This is a genomic window from Pseudomonas sp. NBRC 111132, assembly GCF_001320565.1.
Classification (GTDB): Bacteria; Pseudomonadota; Gammaproteobacteria; order Pseudomonadales; family Pseudomonadaceae; genus Aquipseudomonas; species Aquipseudomonas putida_P.
Window position 1 is genome coordinate 164,158 of sequence record NZ_BCBI01000002.1, and the last position, 16,636, is coordinate 180,793.

Here is a 16,636-nt window from a genome sequence, read left to right on the forward strand (position 1 = left end):
AGGTAAGGCTGTGTACGATTTCATCATTATTGGCGGTGGCATTGTGGGCATGTCCACGGCCATGCACCTGATCAAGGTCTACCCGGACGCAAAGATTCTCCTGCTGGAGAAAGAGTCTGGCCCGGCCCGCCACCAGACCGGCCACAACAGCGGCGTGATCCACGCCGGTGTGTATTACACCCCCGGCAGCCTCAAGGCGCGCTTCTGCCTGGAAGGCAACAAGGCCACCAAAGCCTTCTGCACCCAGCACGGCATCCGCTTCGATGAGTGCGGCAAGCTGCTGGTAGCCACGAACGACCTGGAAATGCAGCGCATGAAGGCGCTGTGGGAGCGTACTGCGGCCAATGGCCTGGAACGCTACTGGCTGTCGGCTGACGAATTGCGCGAGCGCGAGCCCAACATCGTTGGCATGGGTGGCATCTTCGTGCCGTCCAGTGGCATCGTCAATTACGCTGAAGTCACTGCTGCCATGGGCGCCGAATTCCAACGTGCTGGTGGTGAAATCCGCTATGGCGCCGAGGTGGTCGGCCTGCAGGAGCAGGCCAGTGAAGTGATCGTGCGCACTCAGCGCGACGAGTTCCGCAGCCGTTTCCTGGTGACTTGCTCGGGCCTGATGGCCGACCGAGTGGTGAGCATGCTGGGCCTGCGCACCGAGTTCGTAATCTGCCCGTTCCGTGGCGAGTACTACCTGCTGCCCAAACAGCACAACCAGATCGTCAACCACCTGATCTACCCGATCCCCGACCCGTCGATGCCTTTCCTGGGTGTGCACTTGACCCGCATGATCGACGGCACCGTCACCGTTGGCCCCAATGCTGTACTGGCGATGAAACGCGAGGGCTACCGCAAGACCGACGTCAGCCCCAGTGACTTGTTCCAGACCCTGACCACCCCTGGCATCCTCAAGGTGCTGGCGAAGAACTTCCGCCCGGGCCTGATCGAGATGAAGAACTCGTTGTTCAAGGGCGGGTACCTCAAGCAAGTACAGAAATACTGCCCGAGCATCACCAAGGCCGACCTCACGCCTTACCCGGCTGGTGTGCGTGCCCAGGCAGTATCGCGTGATGGCAAGCTGATCGACGACTTCCTGTTCGTCAACACCGCGCGCAGCGTCAACGTGTGCAACGCACCGTCGCCAGCTGCCACCTCGGCTATCCCGATCGGCGCCTATATCGTCGAGAAAGTTTGCGAGCAGGTCAGCCTCCAGGGCGGCAGCTTCCCCAAAGCAGACCTGGCTGCCAACCAGCGGGCGGCTAGCTGACACCGCCGTAGCACCTCTTGCGGTTTCGTTTTACTCAACCCGAACTGCCCTACTCACCATTTAGGGCAGGGCGGGCTTTTTCGCGCCTGCGTCGGTGACGTGCAGCCGGCGGCCCCAGCGTGGGCATGACAAAAACAACAAGGTAGCGCCATGCAAACCCACAAGAACAATTTGAGTCATGGATTGAAATCACGGCATGTGACCATGCTGTCCATTGCCGGCGTGATCGGCGCCGGCCTGTTTGTCGGTTCTGGCCGCGCCATCGCCGAAGCAGGCCCGGCCACCATCCTGGCCTACATCCTGGCAGGCGGGCTGGTGGTATTGGTAATGCGGATGCTGGCCGAAATGGCGGTTGCCTCGCCGGATACCGGCTCGTTCTCGACTTACGCCGACCTCGCCATCGGCAAATGGGCCGGCTACACCATCGGTTGGCTGTATTGGTGGTTCTGGGTGCTGATCATCCCGATCGAGGCCAATATCGCCGCTACCATCATCAACTCCTGGGTCCCGCAGATGGAGATCTGGGTCTTGTCGTTGGTGATCACCTTGCTGCTGACCGCCACCAACCTGTTCAGCGTGAAGAACTACGGCGAGTTCGAATTCTGGCTGGCACTGGTCAAGGTGGTGGCCATCGTCAGCTTCATTGCCCTTGGCGTTTGCGCTATTTTCGGCCTGTTGCCGGGGTCCGGCGTCAGCGGCGTTTCGCGCCTTTGGGATACCGGCGGCTTCATGCCCAACGGCTTTGGTGCGGTGCTGAGCGCGATGCTGATCACCATGTTCTCGTTCCTCGGGGCCGAGGTGGTGACCATTGCCGCCGCCGAATCCGACGAGGCGGGCAAGCATATTTCCAAGGCCACCAATTCGGTGATCTGGCGGATTACCCTGTTCTACATCCTGTCGATCTTCATCGTGATCGCACTGGTACCGTGGACCGACCCTCGCTTGGCTACCGAAGGTTCTTATGTCACGGTGCTGGATACACTTGGCGTGGCTAATGCCAAGGCCATCATCGATTTCGTGGTGCTGACGTCGGTGACCAGCTGCCTCAACTCGTCGCTGTACACCGCCTCACGCATGGTTTATTCCCTGAGCCGGCGCGGTGACGCCCCGGCCTGTGCCCAGGTAACCAGCCGCAGTGGTACGCCGGTGGTGGCGGTGCTGTTGTCCACGGGTGCTGCATTTCTGGCGGTGATCGCCAACTACCTGGTACCGGCCAAGGTGTTCGGCTTCCTCATGGCAAGTTCCGGCGCCATTGCCCTGCTGGTGTACCTGGTCATCGCCATTTCCCAGCTGCGTCTGCGCCAGCGCCTGACTGCACAGGGTAAGACGTTGGGCTACCGCATGTGGTTGTTCCCGTGGCTGACCTGGGGCGTGATCCTGTTCATCAGCGGCGTACTGGTACTGATGCTGTTCCGGCCGGATCACCGCCTGGAAGTGGTGTCGACCATGGTGCTGGCGGTGCTGGTGGTGTGTTCGGGGCTGCTGGTGACCCGGCGTCGGGCGCGCGCGGTGGTGGTGGGGGGCGTAGGGCAGGGCGCCTGATGCGTCCGGCCTGAAGACAGACGAGCAAGTCGCATCAGGCTGTGAGAGGATGTCCGCCAACAAAGCCAGGACCCTGAACGCAGCCTGATGAAGACACCTAAAAGAATCGAACCCCTGATCGAAGACGGCCTGGTCGACGAAGTACTACGGCCGTTGATGAGTGGCAAGGAAGCCGCTGTGTATGTGGTGCGCTGCGGCAGCCAGGTGCGCTGCGCCAAGGTTTACAAAGAAGCCAACAAGCGCAGTTTCCGCCAGGCCGCCGAGTACCAGGAAGGCCGCAAGGTGCGTAACAGCCGCCAGGCACGCGCGATGGCCAAGGGCAGCAAGTTCGGCCGTAAAGAAGCCGAAGATGCCTGGCAGAACGCTGAAGTGGCGGCGCTGTTCCGTTTGGCCGGCGCTGGTGTAAGGGTACCCAAGCCCTACGACTTCCAGGACGGCGTGCTGTTGATGGAGCTGGTGACCGATGCCGATGGCGATGCGGCCCCGCGCCTGAACGATGTGCACCTTGAAGCCGAAGATGCCCGCGTATTCCATGCCTTTGTCATTCGTCAGATCGTGCTGATGCTGTGTGCCGGGCTGGTGCATGGCGACCTGTCCGAGTTCAACGTGCTGCTTGGCCCGGACGGGCCGGTGATCATCGACTTGCCGCAGGCAGTGGATGCGGCGGCCAACAACCATGCCTTCAGCATGCTGCAGCGCGACGTGGACAACATGGCCCATTATTTCGGGCGCTTTGCCCCGGAGCTGAAAAGCACCCGCTATGCGCAGGAAATGTGGGCGTTGTACGAGGCCGGCAAATTGCTCCCTGACAGCCCGCTGACTGGGGTGTTCGAGGATGACGAGCACGAGGCTGACGTGACCGGGGTAATGCGGGAGATCGACGCCGCCCGGATGGATGACGCCCGCCGTCGTGCGGCGCGCGCCGAGGCGGAGCATGGGCCGGCCAAGGCAGAGGAGCCGACGCCGCCCTGGCTGCAGTAACCGCTTGACTCACCGGCCTCTTCGCGGGCTCGCCCGCGAAGAGGCCGGCGCATGAGCGCACGCGACCGAAGCAGCCCTTGCCATTGACGCAAGACATAATCTCGTCATTTGGCCTTTTCACTGGCGCGCGACAGGCATAAGGTATACGCCGTTCAAAATGCCCTGGAGCTGTCATGTCCAACCAATTCCCGTCCGTTCGTCCCCGCCGCCTGCGCCAGAACGAGTCCCTGCGCACGATCTTCCAGGAAACCGAGTTCCGCCTGGAAGACCTGATCCTGCCGATCTTCGTCGAGGAGGGTATCGATGATTTCGTGCCGATCACCAGCATGCCCGGTGTCAACCGCATCCCCGAGAAGCTGCTGGCCCAGGAAATCGAGCGCTATGCCCGTGCCGGTATCAAGTCGGTGATGACCTTTGGCGTCTCGCACCACCTGGACGCCACTGGTAGCGACACCTGGAACGAAAACGGCCTGGTCGCGCGCATGTCGCGCATCTGCAAGGACACCGTGCCGGAAATGGTGGTGATGTCCGACACCTGCTTTTGCGAATACACCAGCCACGGCCACTGCGGTGTGCTGCATGACCACGGTGTGGACAACGACGCCACCCTGGCCAACCTGGGCAAGCAGGCGGTCATCGCGGCGGCGGCGGGTGCCGACTTTATCGCCCCGTCGGCGGCGATGGACGGCCAGGTACAGGCTATCCGCAGCGCGCTGGATGGTGCCGGTTTCCACGACACTGCGATCATGGCCTACTCGACCAAGTTCGCCTCGTCGCTGTATGGCCCGTTCCGCGAGGCCGGCGGCACTGCGCTGAAAGGTGACCGCAAGAGCTACCAGATGAACCCGATGAACCGCCGCGAAGCGGTGCGCGAGTCGCTGCTCGACGAGCAGGAAGGTGCGGATGTGCTGATGGTCAAGCCGGCCGGTGCCTACCTTGACGTGATCGCCGACATTCGCGCAGCCTCGCGCCTGCCGCTGGCGGCGTACCAGGTGAGTGGCGAGTACGCGATGATCAAGTTTGGCGGCCTGGCCGGCGCCATCGATGAAGGCCGGGTGGTGCGTGAAAGCATCGGCGCGATCAAGCGTGCCGGTGCCGACTTGATCCTGACTTACTTCGCCATGGACCTGGCCCGCGAAGGTATCTGAAGCCCAGCCTTCAGCAAACAAATGCCGCTGCTATTGCAGCGGCTTTTTTATGCCAATGCACAAAAAATCAGTAAGCGCTGAATTATTTAGTGTCCCGTTGTATCTGATCCCTTAGAGCATTCATCGACAGGGATACGGGTATGAAACCTCGCAAGAAAAGCGTCCAGCCAATCGGCCTGAAGGACATCACCATCGTCGACGACGCCAAGATGAAGAAGGCGATCACCGCCGCTGCGCTGGGTAACGCCATGGAGTGGTTCGACTTTGGCGTGTACGGCTTCGTCGCCTACGCCCTGGGCAAGGTGTTCTTCCCCAATGCCGACCCCAGCGTGCAGATGATCGCGGCCCTGGCCACCTTCTCGGTGCCGTTCCTGATCCGGCCATTGGGCGGGTTGTTCTTCGGCGCCTTGGGCGACAAGTTCGGGCGGCAGAAAATCCTCGCTGCGACCATCGTGATCATGTCGCTCAGCACCTTCGCCATCGGCCTTATACCGTCCTACGCCAGCATCGGCATCTGGGCGCCGATACTGTTGTTGCTGGCCAAGATGGCCCAGGGTTTTTCAGTGGGGGGCGAGTACACCGGTGCCTCGATCTTCGTTGCCGAATACGCCCCTGACCGCAAGCGCGGTTTTCTCGGTAGCTGGCTGGACTTCGGCTCGATTGCCGGGTTTGTGCTAGGTGCTGGAGTGGTGGTGCTGATATCCACCATTCTCGGTGAAGAGAAGTTCCTTGAATGGGGCTGGCGGCTGCCGTTCTTCCTGGCCCTGCCGCTGGGCATCATCGGCCTTTACCTGCGCCATGCGCTGGAAGAGACACCCGCGTTTCAGCAGCATGTCGACAAGCTGGAGCAGGGCGACCGTGAAGGCCTGGCTTCTGGGCCCAAGGTGTCGTTCAAGGAGGTGGCTACCCAGCACTGGCGCAGCCTGGTGACCTGCATTGGTGTGGTAATCGCCACCAACGTCACCTACTACATGCTGCTCACCTACATGCCCAGCTACCTGTCGCACAACCTGCACTACAGCGAAGACCATGGTGTGCTGATCATCATCGCGATCATGGTCGGCATGCTGTTCGTGCAGCCGATGATCGGCCTGCTCAGCGACAAGTTTGGCCGTCGGCCATTCATCATCGTTGGCAGTGTTGGCCTGTTCGCCCTGGCCATTCCGGCATTCATGTTGATCAACAGCGGCGTGCTGGGGGTGATTTTCGCCGGGCTGCTGATCATTGCTGTGCTGCTGAACTTTTTCATCGGCGTGATGGCCTCCACGTTGCCAGCGATGTTCCCTACGCACATCCGCTACAGCGCCCTGGCCGCTGCATTCAACATTTCGGTGCTGATAGCCGGTCTTACTCCGACCCTCGCTGCCTGGCTGGTGGAGAGTACCGGCGACCTCTACATGCCGGCCTACTACCTGATGGCAATCGCCGCCATTGGCCTGCTGACCGGCCTGACCATGAAGGAAACCGCCAACAAGCCGCTGCGAGGCGCGGCACCGGCGGCATCGGACATCGAGGAAGCGCGTGAGCTGCTGCAGGAGCACCACGACAACATCGAGCAGAAGATCGAGGACATCGATGCGCAAATCGCCGAACTGGAAGCCAAGCGCGAGACGCTGGCCCAGCAGCACCCGCGCATCGAATGATCAGCGCGGCATGTAGCCACGCTGCCAGGCGCGCGGGATGAACCGCGACACCAGGGCCAGCATGCAGGCCAGCGCGCAACTGCCGGCCAAGGCCTGCAGGCCCAGGTGTTGTTGCAACCAGGCGCCGAGCGCAGCCCCCAGCAGCATGCCGGCCCAAGGCACCAGCTGCACCCGCCAGCCGTTGCGCCGCTCACCCAGCAGCCAGCGCCCCAGGCCACGGCCGAAACGCGACAGGGCGCCGGTCACGTAGGTCAGGCCGATGGGCAGGCCATTCACCTGTTCGACCACAGCATTGATCATGCCCATGGCCAGCGTTGCGGCCAACAGCGCCGGAAAGGTGGCTGGCAATGGCCACGCTGCCGCGAACGCCAGCAGTGCGGCAACCACCAGCAGCACCGGCCAGGCCCGACGGCCCAAGCCACGCGCCATCAGCACGCCCAATGCATTGCCCGCGACAAAACCCAGCACTGCGCCACTCAGGCGCAGCACCAGGGCCAGATCTGCCTCACTGATGGCCACTGCCAGGCGTGTGGTGTTGCCACTCATGAACGACACGAAGTCGCCCAGTGCCAACAGGCCAATGGCATCGGTCATGCCGGCCAGCACCGACAGCGCGGCGACCAGGCCGAGGCCGACGCGGCCACGCAGTACTTGCAGGCGTAAACGCTTGGCCGTGCGCGCGGTGAGGGCGTTAGGCAGCATGTGCAGGCCTCAAGGCAGCTGTTTTTCGCGGGCCAGGGTGCCTTTGATGGTGCGCTCCACCACATCGACCAGCACCATGGTCTGGTGGTCGACCTCGATGTTTAGCAGTTCGCCGGCCTGGTAGCTGGCGAAGGTGGTCTGACGCAGGGTTTCCGGGATCAGGTTGATGGTGATGACGTTGTCCTCCACATCAGCGACGGTCAGGCTGCAGCCATTGACCCCGATGAAACCACGCGCAAACACGTACTTGCCCCATTCCGGCGGCATGCGGAACTTGATGAAGGCGCCGGTTTCCTTGATCGACAGCTCGACGATTTCGGCAGTGGTGGCGATGTGGCCAGCCATCAGGTGGCCGCCAACTTCGGCGTTCATCTTCGCTGAACGTTCGATGTTCACCCCTTGGCCTGCCTTGAAGTTTCGCAGGTTGGTGCGTTCGAGGGTAGCGGTCATGGCGTCGAACCTGACCTGGCTGCCGTCGATTTCGGTGACCGACAGGCAAGTGCCTTCGACGCTGACGCTGGCGCCGATCTTCAGCGCTTCGAGCAGTTCTGGGGTGAGGTCGATGGTGAACTGGTTGTGGCCCGGGTAGGTGGTCACATCAAGCAGAGGGCGGACGGCCTGGACGATGCCGGTGTACATGGAGTTGCTCCTGGGCGCGGAAAAGAAAACACCCGAACGCTATGCCCGTAGCGCTGTAAATGCAAGGCTTTGCACGACCTTGCTTTGCTCCTGCCAATTCGGAAAAACACCCGCCTGGCTTCCCTCCGTGCAGTCATGCGTGAGAACCAGCCCCTCGGCGGGACAACGTTCCATCCGCAGGAATACTGATAAGTAGTTCAGGCGCGGATGCAATTGGCAACCACACTTCGTTCAGGTTGAAATACAGCGTGACGTCTAGTTTTAACATTGCGCTTTTTGAGGATGGGGTCGTGTGATTGAACCACTGCATGAATCCATCCGCCAATTGCTCGACCAGCGTGGCAAAAGAGTGGGCGTTGTCGGCGATAGTTTCAGAGTCACCGTTCGCAATACTCACATTGTCTACCAGCAGAATCGGAACCTCGCACCAAGCGTCCAATGCAGCAGCACTGGGGGCGGTAATCTGAGAGCGCAAACCCATGGCTATACTGAGGCAACATTCCCGGGGCCGTGCACGGCTTGCATTGGCGAACGGCGTCAAGGCAAGCTCGATAGCAGTGAACACGTTGCCATCGCAGGCGAACTGGCGGCTTGGTAGGATGATATTTGGCACAACGGGAGCGCTGAAAGCAGATGCCGGCGACTGATAGACCAAGGCTGAGTTGGTCCGCGCCCCCGCAGAACCTTCAAGATTCGCGTTTCGCACAATCCACCAGGTCGAGCAAGCACTCTGGTATGTTCCGATATCGATATTCGCCCAGACGAATTTGAAAGTAGGCTCGTCCATCGTTGAAAGCGCTTGATCATCGTACTGTGCCACATACCAGCATGAGTCGTTATTGAGTGCCGCTACTTCACCTGCAAACGCTACGCCGCAGGGGTGTTGGCCATTGATGGTTGGCCAGCCCATCTTCGAAAGACCACACCCTGCCTCCACTTGTGTGCTTTGAGCGAACAGGCGCAGCGTCTTGCGCCCATTGGATGCGCCCGCGAAATCCAAAACATACAGAGCGCTTGCCTGATCAGCGGGAGGAGGAGCCGTTGACGCACTCGGCACAGTTGCGCATGTGGGCCAACGCCAGTTAGCCCATGTTTGGATGACGTGTTCAAACTGATTCAGCAATGCAGTAGTTACCCGTTGCTTTGCGGGACCATCGGTATGCCGTTCTGATGCCTCTTGTTGCAATGCCTGCATCTGTGGCCACAAGACCGGCCAGGCAACATTGAATGACGCAAGCGCGGCAAACATTTCCTGGTGATCACCCATGTCAGTTGAGTCGCAATCCTGTAGCGGCTCATCGATTGGCTTGTTGTAGGCCAGTCTTACCCAAAGCTGGTCTTGAGCACCGTGTGCGGGCAACTCCACTTGCGCCTCATAACTCCACTGCAGCGCTGTGCAGGCAGAGGCCTGGACACGCGCCTCGTGGGACAGTTTTGCTCGTTGACTCAACAGCGACGGTTGATGAGGGAATTCCCGCCTAGGCATTGGTACTTCAAGCATGGACATCGTTGTGAACTGGGGACCAGCCTGGTGACCCAGTACACAACGATTTCCATGCGAGTGCGTATAGCCAAACTCCATGAGTGTACCTATGAAACGCGGGACGCTCGATTCAGCTCGCAATGGAACCGGCGTGCTGACAGCGGCTGGTATTTGTACAATCGAGGCATGCAGATACGCATTTGAGAACGACGTTTGCACATGCTGCTCAAACTGATCCCGTGCGGCGCTCAGGTCGCCGTCTGACTGCATGGCGAAAACCGGAGCGACACCTGTGGCAAGCACTTTGGCAAGGGTTTCCTTCAACGTTACAAGCCGCTGATAGACGGTATCGTCGAACGCGGTGGGTGCGCCGTTGGTCATCAAGGCGAGGAAATCGTCGAATGCGGACATGAAGGATTGCGCCCAGATGTCGAGGTCTAAGTCCCTGAATGTGAGCGTGTTGTAAGTCGGTTCCAATGTGCAGGTTTCATAATTTGGTACCACTGCCGTGCCGCTTATCAATCTATTGCTGATGGGCAACAGGGTGAAATAGCTTGCCGTTCTGCTCCGTGTAACAAAGTCCACATGGTAGGGCTCACCCCAGCGCATGCCCCATAGTGACACCTGCGGCGTGAGCAGCTTGGCGAACAAGCCCGCATAGCGGTCGAGTGCCTCGCGCATTTGCTGGCAGACACAATTATCGTTGTTCGCAGTACGGCAACCGCTCATGCACGAAGCGGGTTGCTCGCATGGTAATTGTTGCCAAGTCACGCCTGGTACGCTGTACATTGCAGTCAGTGTGTACATGTGCCTGTATTCAGCTCCATCGAATTACTGGTTTATCGAGCGCTTGTTGCCAGGGGAAAATCTTCGCGTACCGATTTTCTCTCACTGGGGCGCTCAGCAATGCCGACTTTTGAGGGGGTAGATGGCCTGGCGACTGCCATCACATTAGGTCACGGACACTGTGCAGACAAACCAAAACCAGAAATTCTCAAGCGCAATGTTGACTGTACGAATAGTGGGCAAGGCCACTGCCGTACGCAGTGACCGTACTCTGAAATCAGAATTTCAACTGCCACTGCCCAACCACCGCATGGTTACGGCTGTTGCTGCACAGTTCACCGCTATACCCGATGCCTACGCTTTGCCGCGCACTCAGCCCCAGGTCCAGCCCGGCCTCGACCAGCAAGCTGTCGCGGTCGATCGCACTGCCTTCGACACTGAACGCATCACCCCCTGCGATAAACGCCTGCCGCGTGCGGGTATCGATGCTGCCGTAAGTGTGCCGCCAGCCCAGGGTCGCCCGTGGCGTCAGGCTCATGCCGTTGTCCAGCTGCCCCAGGTGCGCCAGGCGCACACCGAAGGTGCTGCTGACGTTGTCCTGGGTATCGGCGTCCACGGCCAGCGCAGCATCGCCGCCTTGTTCCCGGTAATTGTCGCGGTGGTAGCGCTGGTAGCCGAGGTTGGCGAACGGCTCGGCGCTCAGGCGACCGCTGCCCATGGCGTAACCCAGCTCGATGAAGGCCTGCTGACTGTCGGCGTCGTAGTCACCCTTGAGGCGCTCTTTGAAACCGGCAAACGCCACGTCGCGCTTGCTGTCGCCGTCGTGGCTGCTGTACGCCGCACCCAGGCGCACGGCCAGTGGGCCGCTCTGATGCTGGGCGTAGACGCCAGCGTGCCAGCTGCGCACCGTGCCATCCAGGCCAGTGGCGTCCAGGCGGGTGTGCGAGTAGCCACCCAGCAGGCCCACGCGCCAGTCACCAGCCAACGCCCAGTCGACGCCCAGCACACCACCGCCGGTACGCTGCTCCAGTGTGCTGGCGCCATGGCTGCCATCGACCTTGCCGTAGCTGCCCAGCGCCTGTGCCCAGACGCGCCCCTGGGCAGTCGGGTCGTTGAGGTTGCGCGCTTCACGCGGCACGCCGGTGGCGGCCAGCGCCGGGCCGTCGCTGTCGTTCAGGCCAACCAGCAGGCCGCCAGCGCTGCCCATTGCCTGCATCGCGCCGAGCATGCTGCTGCCGACCTGCGACGCGCCAGCCAGGGTGGCGGCCGCGAGGTTGGCGGTATTGCTGCCGGACAGCTGCTCGATGGCATTGCCGGCACCGGCTGCGGTGGTACCGAGCACGGCGTTGTACAGGTTGCTGTTCTGCCCGAGGCTGGCCAGGCTGCGCGCGGCGACAGCCGCGTTGGCGGACGGTGCATAGTGCTCGAAGGCTACGTCGTTGCGGGTGTAGTCCAGACCTACCGAGGTGTTGTTGTAGCGCAGGGTAGGGGTGAGGAAGGCATAGTCGCTGCTGACTTGGGTGAAGGTGCCGTTCACGGCACCGGCGGTCAGCACGGTGTAGTGGCTCTGCCACGGGTATTCGCCGGCGCTTGGCTGCACATGCAACGTGGCGCCATCGAGGTTGGCAGTACCGCTGACATGGATCGGTGCACTGCTGCCGTCAGCGTTGACGCCATACACCAGGCTTGAACCCTGGCCAAAGCCCAGGTCCCCCGCAACGGCGGCGACGCCCAGGCCGGTGTTGGTGAGCAGGGTGCCGTTCACTTGCAGCCCGCCGACCGACCCGCCACCGGCATACGTGGCGCCTTTTTCAATCAACATCGAGCCGAGGATGCTGCCCTGATTGATCAGCGTGGCGCCCGAGTTCACCACGCCACCTTGGCTGAAGTCTTCGAGGCTGGTCAGGGTCCAACTGCCGCCGCTGACCTTCAAGGTTTCGAAGTTGGCGCTGTTGCCGAAGTTGCCAGTGCCGTTCAGGGTCAGGCTGTCGATGCCAGCACCGCCATCGACCAGGCCGTTGAACGTGCCACCAGTCAGCACGGTGAGGCTGTCGTTGCCGGCACCCATGCTCAGCGCAAGGCCGTTGCCACCGCTGATAGTCCCGCTGTTGATCACGCTGTCGTCGTACTCGCCGATCAGCTTGATGCCAAAGCCGCCTTCGCCCTCGATGCGTCCGGCGTTGCTGATAGTGGTCGCGGCCACACCGGCACCTTCGGCGCCGTCATCGACCAGGATGCCGTTGTCGACACTGCGAATGACCCCACTGGTGGTATTGACGATGCTGCCACCGCCCATGGCAATGCCTTCGCTGCCATTTGGCCGGCCACCACTGTCGACGCCCTTGGCGCCCAAACCCTGGATGGTGCCGGCGTTGTATACATGGCCGATGTTGTCGATATCGACGCCATCGCCGTCGCCATTGATCTTGCCGTCGGCGATGGCACCGGTGATGGTGCCCCAGTTGTACACCGTGCCGCTGCCGTCGGAGCCGAAACCCGAACCGTTGCGCCCGGTAACGCTGGCGCCCTCGTAGTTGTACAGCGTGGCATCGGTCTTCAGGTCGACGCCGTGGCGGTCGGCGCTGATGGTGCCGTGGTTGTACACGGTGACCCCGGTAGAAGTGCCGATCTTGATGCCGTCCCACTTCTGGTCCAGGCCGTTCTTGTCCTGTGGCGCGGTGTCGGTGTAGATCAGCCCGTAGTTGGTGATCGTGGCGTTGGAGCCGGTCTTGATCGCGTCGTTGCCTACGGCGTGGATCACGCCTGTGGCCTGGTTCTCCAGGGTGGTGGTGAACGCTGGATTGTTCAGCGTTTCGAGGTCGATGGCCTGGCCGTCGACGGTGGACGCGATGGTGCCCGCGTTGATGATGCTCAGGCTACCGCCGGCGGCAGGGTTGGTCTGCAAGCGCAAGCCGTCGTTGCTGCCTTGGATCAGCCCCCCGGCGTGGTTGGTGATGACGAAGTGGCTGAGGTCTTCGCCGTCGCCCTTGCTGTCAATGCCACGGCCATCGGTTGAGCGGATGATGCCGGCGTTATCGACGCTCACCGTTGCACCACTGGTGTGCTTGGGCAAAATCACGCCGTCGTCGTCACTGGCCACGATGCTGCCACTGGCCGTCACTATCAAGGTGTCGGACTTTTTCAGCTCCAGGGTGTCGGTGCTGGCGCGGTCGATCAGGTAATCCTTGGCAAAGGCGCTGGGGGCGGAGGCAGCACAGGCCAGGGCGATGCACAGGGCCAGGCGGTTGGGCGTGAAATGCATTGGGCGACCATGGGTGAGTGTTCAGGGGCGCCCAATATGGCCATTCGATATTACGATTTGATTGATCGGGTGGCTGTTTTCATCGCCAATTACACATGTCCGCTACTGTTGACGATGCGCAGGCACAGCGCCTCGTACGGGTCCAGGTTCACCATCAACCGCCCATCTTCGCTCAAGTCGCCTTCGACCGTTTCGTTGATCATGTCCACCACCGGCCCAGGCGTGAACCCGTCCAACAGCAGCTCCTCGGCAATCGTTTCATGGCCAAAGTTCAACGCACTGATCTGGATGCCGCGCCCGGCTGGCAGCTCATGCACCATCACCAGCAGCCCCGGGCTGATGACCTCGGGTACCAGCACCTGACGGCTGGTGGCAATGCCATAGGCCTGGCGTACCGCTAGCAGTTTCTTCACTTTGCAGGCAAACGAATCAACCGCTTCCAGCTGGCTGTCGAGGCTGCCGTACAGTGCCCGTGCACGCGGCATGCCACGCACTGACGCCTCGGCTTGCGGGTCAAGCCCGGCAAGGTCATAGCCGCCCCGGTGAATCCAGCGGGTATCGCCATCGAGCATGCGCTCGGCCACGGCTTCGGCGGGCAAGGGCAGGGCGCCGACCAAGTCCCAGCCAGACAATGCGACCACCCCGGGCTGCATGGCGTTGTACATGACCAGCAGCAGGTGCACCTTCTGGATCAGTTCGATGTCAGCCGTGCCAATCTGCTCGAGGTCGCGAATGCCCAGTGCGGCAGCGATCAGGCTGGCGGTGGTGCAGGCGATGCCATTGGTGACGAAACGCAGGTTGTAGGGCGCATGTTCGCCCGACAGCCGTTCGTAGATCTCTTCGCGGATGTGTTCGCGCAGGATGCTGCCAGGCAGGGTCTGGCCTTTGTACAGGTACATGTCGTGGGCATGCAGGGTCCAGAAGTGCACCAGTTCCACCGTCAGCTCGTCGTGGTTCTGCAGGGCATGGATCAGCGAGGCCGGGTCGATGCCGAAGGCATGCATTTCTTTGAGCATCAGGCGCAGGAACGCGGTGTCGCCGGTCAACAGCGCATGCTGATAGGCCGGCCGGGTAATGAAATCGTAGGACAGGTCGGCACCGCCCTTGGACATCTGCGCAATGTCATCAAGGGTCAGGTTGAGCTCCTGGAAGCTGAAACCACCGGCCTTGCGGATCATGCCGCCGATCAACTGATTGCCGACGATCGACAGCGGATGGCTTTCCGACCAGGCGGTGCCGCTGGCGCGCGTTTCCACGCCGAGAAAGCCGTTGGCGTCCAGGCGCAAGCCACGCGCACCCAGGCAATCCAGGGCGTGCAGCGCGTCGCCAATGATCATCTGCTGGGCGGCGAAGGTCGGGTCCAGCCAGTTCAGCGACGGTTGGCCTTCCTTGAAGTAGTGCAGGTACACCCAGCGCCGGGTCTTGCCGTCGACGCCTGTGACCGGCGGCGTGGCGCTCCAGTCGGTTTCCTTGACGCCCGGCTCGAAGAAAATGACCCGTTGCAACTGGCCGACGATGTAGTGGCGGGCCTTGAGCTCGTCGCACTGAGCTGGCAGCAGGTTGACCGCGTCGCGGCCGACGGGCACCTCGGGCAGTAGCGGCCAGTCTTCTTCGCGCACCTCGACCATGTGGTACAGCCCAGGGTAGGGGCCGTGGGCAAGCTCGGCGAGGCGGAAGTCGGCCCCCTTGCCGGTGTGCGAGGGGATCAGGTCGTCAATGGTCACGGCATTGTGCGCGGCGGCCATGCGGCTCATCTGGATCAACTCCTGCTCGCTGCCGTACAGCGGGTCGATGTCGAAACTGATGCGGTCGAAGTTGCCATCCACGCTGGGGGTGAGTTCGCGGCCGCGGATACCCCCGGAGCGCTTGATCGGGCCGGTGTGCAGGCCCTGTACGCCGATTTCCGACAGGCGCTTCCACAGCGCTTCGTGGGCCAGGGCACCCAGCACCGAGCAACCCTCGGGGGCGATGATGGCGTCAGGGTAGACGGTCAGCCACACCGAGGCGATTTCGGTGGCGCGCCGGGGCTGGGCCTCGGCATAGGGTTGTTGCCACAGGCGTGACTGGCCTGAATACAGGCTGGCGCGCGCCTGAGAGGCCTTGAGCATGGCGCGGTCTTCGAGCCATTTGACGTATGACGGGTCGGGCTGGGTCATTGCGTGTCCTCTTTGCGTGTCGGCACCGGCTCAGCTTAGGACGGTTGTGGCGGCTGATCGTTCGGCTTGCGATCGGTTTTGCCTTCATCAGCGCCGAGCCGACAATTGTTGCGGCGCCAGAAACGCATCGTGGAAGTAGTTGCGCACGGCCTGCATCGCCGGGCTGAACGCGCGCTCCCGGTGCCAGGCCAGGCCCACGCTCATTGGTGTGACCGGGTCACTGATGGTGACCGTCTCGATACGCTTGCCCTCAAGCGACCAAGGCCGGTGCACCAGGTCCGACAGGATCGCCACGCCGCTGCCGTTGGCGACCATGCTGCGCACGGCCTCCACCGAGCTGGTGCGTACCCGTACACTGGGCCGTTGCCCGGCCTGTTCCCAGTAGCGCATGGCACTTTGCTCGGCCTCATCGACAGTCAGCAGAATGAACGGCTCACAGGCCACATCGGCCAGGCTCACTGCCGAGCGTTCGCACAACGGGTGATGCCCGGGCAGCCACAGCCGGCGTTCGGAGTTGAACAGGGTTTCCGAGACGATGTCGGGGTGGGTGAGGTTGGCGGTGAGTACCACCGCCATGTCGAAACGCCCCTCCAGCAGGCCTTGCTCGATAGCGCTGCGCTCCTGCTCGTACAGCTCCAGGGTTACGTCCGGGTGCCAGTGTTCCAGGCGTTGCAGGTGGTGCGGCAGGAAGTAGCCGATCACTGTGTAACTGGCCGCCAGGCGCAACAGGCCGCTGGCGCGCACGTCCGGTAGCGGGCTGTTCAGCGCGTCGTCGACACTGCGCAGGATGACGTAGGCGCGGTTCAGAAAGTGCCGGCCGGCCTCGGTCAGGCTCATGCCTTGGGCCGAGCGCTGGAACAACAGCACGCCGAGCATCGCTTCAAGCTCCTTGATGGCCGTGGTCACAGCCGACTGGGAGATGTTCAAGTGAATCGCCGCTTGGGAAATCTGGCCGATTTCGGCGGTGGCGACGAAGTAGCGGACCTGGCGCAGGGTCAGTGACACGGTAGGCTCCCGGTGTATCTGTTTTTCA

General features: G+C 61.8%; 11 protein-coding genes. 5 read left to right on the plus strand and 6 right to left on the minus strand.

The window, feature by feature from the left end; translation table 11 throughout:
* Positions 1-10: 10 nt before the first annotated feature.
* From lhgO to proP, 5 genes are all read left to right on the plus strand, one after another.
* Entirely contained in the window at positions 11-1,261 is a 1,251-nt protein-coding gene (gene lhgO, locus APH35_RS01920; protein WP_012272504.1) for an L-2-hydroxyglutarate oxidase, read from the plus strand.
* 150 nt (positions 1,262-1,411) lie between these two features.
* A complete protein-coding gene (gene gabP, locus APH35_RS01925; protein ID WP_060493701.1) occupies positions 1,412-2,803 on the plus strand; it encodes a GABA permease in 1,392 nt (463 codons plus the stop codon).
* A gap of 87 nt (positions 2,804-2,890) precedes the next feature.
* On the plus strand, positions 2,891-3,784 hold the full coding sequence (locus tag APH35_RS01930; protein WP_012272502.1) for a PA4780 family RIO1-like protein kinase: 894 nt from the start codon (positions 2,891-2,893) through the stop codon (positions 3,782-3,784).
* 173 nt (positions 3,785-3,957) lie between these two features.
* Positions 3,958-4,932, plus strand: a complete 975-nt coding sequence (gene hemB, locus APH35_RS01935; protein ID WP_012272501.1) for a porphobilinogen synthase — start codon at positions 3,958-3,960, stop codon at positions 4,930-4,932.
* 140 nt (positions 4,933-5,072) lie between these two features.
* Positions 5,073-6,575, plus strand: coding sequence for a glycine betaine/L-proline transporter ProP (gene proP, locus APH35_RS01940; RefSeq protein WP_060514114.1), 1,503 nt, complete (start codon positions 5,073-5,075; stop codon positions 6,573-6,575).
* On the opposite strand, the gene APH35_RS01945 is transcribed toward proP, so the two are convergent.
* From APH35_RS01945 to APH35_RS01970, 6 genes are all read right to left on the minus strand, one after another.
* A complete protein-coding gene (locus APH35_RS01945) occupies positions 6,576-7,277 on the minus strand; it encodes a YoaK family protein (protein WP_012272499.1) in 702 nt (233 codons plus the stop codon).
* Positions 7,278-7,286: 9 nt separating this feature from the next.
* Positions 7,287-7,916 carry a riboflavin synthase gene (locus APH35_RS01950; protein WP_060514115.1) on the minus strand — a complete coding sequence of 210 codons (630 nt, stop codon included), beginning with the start codon at positions 7,914-7,916 and terminating at the stop codon, positions 7,287-7,289.
* Between the two features lie 133 nt (positions 7,917-8,049).
* Complete coding sequence (locus APH35_RS01955) at positions 8,050-10,080, minus strand: hypothetical protein (protein ID WP_060514116.1); 2,031 nt, start codon at positions 10,078-10,080, stop codon at positions 8,050-8,052.
* Between the two features lie 382 nt (positions 10,081-10,462).
* A complete protein-coding gene (locus APH35_RS01960) occupies positions 10,463-13,447 on the minus strand; it encodes an autotransporter outer membrane beta-barrel domain-containing protein (protein ID WP_060514117.1) in 2,985 nt (994 codons plus the stop codon).
* An 89-nt stretch (positions 13,448-13,536) separates the two neighbouring features.
* On the minus strand, positions 13,537-15,603 hold the full coding sequence (treS, locus tag APH35_RS01965) for a maltose alpha-D-glucosyltransferase (protein ID WP_012272495.1): 2,067 nt from the start codon (positions 15,601-15,603) through the stop codon (positions 13,537-13,539).
* An 87-nt stretch (positions 15,604-15,690) separates the two neighbouring features.
* Positions 15,691-16,608 carry a LysR family transcriptional regulator gene (locus APH35_RS01970; RefSeq protein WP_012272494.1) on the minus strand — a complete coding sequence of 306 codons (918 nt, stop codon included), beginning with the start codon at positions 16,606-16,608 and terminating at the stop codon, positions 15,691-15,693.
* Positions 16,609-16,636: the final 28 nt, after the last annotated feature.